This is a genomic window from Bradyrhizobium sp., assembly GCF_049581145.1.
Taxonomy (GTDB): Bacteria; Pseudomonadota; Alphaproteobacteria; order Rhizobiales; family Xanthobacteraceae; genus Bradyrhizobium.
This window is the reverse complement of sequence record NZ_JBAURI010000415.1, coordinates 1-1,742: the sequence shown is the minus strand read 5'-3', so window position 1 is coordinate 1,742 and position 1,742 is coordinate 1. Positions and strand designations below refer to the sequence as shown.

Sequence of the window (1,742 nt, the reverse complement as noted above, 5' to 3'; positions counted from 1 at the left end):
GAGTTCGCGAGCACCGCCAAGGAATCGTCGATCGCGCTGAGATCGTCGCGGGAACGGGCGAAACCCGCCTTGCCGCGCTTCGCGGGACGCCGACGGAACATGCCAAGTAAATCCACCATCCCCGCTTCGCTCAGCCTCTCAAAAAGATCGTCTGCGAAGGTGGGCTGCCAACCGCATCGCCGGCCCGATTCGCCTGCTTAGCATGAAGGAATGGACGCCCCTTGCCCAGCCAAAGCCCCTTGCCTCATGCGGGGTAAATATGGGCTGGCGCGGCGGCGCATCAACCTCAGCGCCGCAGGCCAGCAAACAAGTGATTGACATTATTTTGGTCTGGTTGGTCCCAGAGCCGGCAGCGGCGAGCCGCCACCAGGCCCGGCTGGGCCGCAGCCCTGTCCGGACTGGATAAACAATCCCTGGACCGGTCCGCTGTCGGACTCCACCCGCGACACGCCTGTCGTCATGTCCACAAACAGCCGGTCGCCCTTCAGCACATTCTTGCATTGCGTCAAAACGACGCCCCCCGTCATCGTGATCAGGTTGGTCTTGGTGTCGAAGATGGCGGTCTCGCCGGTCACGACCTGATCCTTCTGCGTGACCACCACGCTGCCATGCGCTTCCAGCCTCTTGATCGATGAGGCGCCGCCCGGACCGGGGGTCGCCGACTGCAAGGGCGCTGCTTTGGCCGCGGCCTTCGCGTTGGTGGCCGACGTTGTGGCCGGGGGCGACGCCGAATTCGATTCGTAGAATACCACCAGCGTCTTCGACGTCATGGTGGTGTCACCCTGCACCACCTTCACATCGCCGGAGAAGGTCGCCTCCTTCTTCTTGTCGCGCATCTCGAGCGAAGCGGCTTCGATCTGGATCGGCTGGTCCCTGTTCTGCGAAAAGCCCTGCATCGCGTTTGGCACGCCCTGCGCCGAACTTTGCGCCCGCACCTGGTCGGCGCCGGCGAGCGCGAGCAACACAGCGGCCAGGATGGCTCGACCCGCCTGGCGCCGCTTCAAAAAGCCTGATCGGGAAAACATCGCAGGGACGCTCATTTCGAGTTGGCGGACTTGGACTTATTGGACGACGACTTATTGGAGGACGAGCGCGGCTTGGCAGATGGCGCCGGCTCAACCGGCGAGGCCGACGCCGTTTCCTCTTGCGTGCCTGAATTGTCGGCGTCGAGATGGTCGAGATGCATCACGACATTGCCATCGAACCTCGAGACGGCCCCGCCGTCGGTGATATGGAGGCGGTCGGACGTCAATGTGCCGTTGGTCAACTTGACGTCGACATGCTCGTTGGAATCCACTGTGCCCTTGGCCATGTCGACAAAGGCCTGGGTGAGGCGTGCTTCGTAACCTGTCGTGGTCTGCACGAAGATGTCCTTGTGCAGATCGAGCGTCTGCTGCTTGTTGTCGAACAGCCCGGTGCGCGCGTCCAGGAACACGGTCGACTGATCCTCCATCAAGACCTTGGAGTGGAGCGTGTGGAGTTCGACGTGATCGGGGTCGGTGACGTCCTGGGTGGCGGTTTTCGCCCAGAGTTCATAGGGCCGCTGATCGGGCGTGTAACCTGACAGATGCGGCGATTCCATGGTGATCTTGGTGCCGGAGACCACCAGGTTGCTCATATCGAGCGGCAGCTTCGGAATCAGCATGCGGAACGGATTGAAGACGGAAATCCCGATTACCGAGGCCATGGCAAGGGCGACCGCCGTCGGCACCGCGACGCGCAGCACGCGCACCATGCGGCTG

The 1,742-nt window shown here is 62.6% G+C and carries 2 protein-coding genes; both read right to left on the bottom strand.

The window, feature by feature from the left end:
- Positions 1–320: 320 nt before the first annotated feature.
- Positions 321–1,025, bottom strand: coding sequence for an LptA/OstA family protein (locus WCB02_RS13525; RefSeq protein WP_423958729.1), 705 nt, complete (start codon positions 1,023–1,025; stop codon positions 321–323).
- A gap of 11 nt (positions 1,026–1,036) precedes the next feature.
- Positions 1,037–1,742, bottom strand: a 706-nt coding sequence (gene lptC / locus WCB02_RS13520) for an LPS export ABC transporter periplasmic protein LptC (protein WP_423958728.1), incomplete at its 5' end; no start/stop codon positions are given.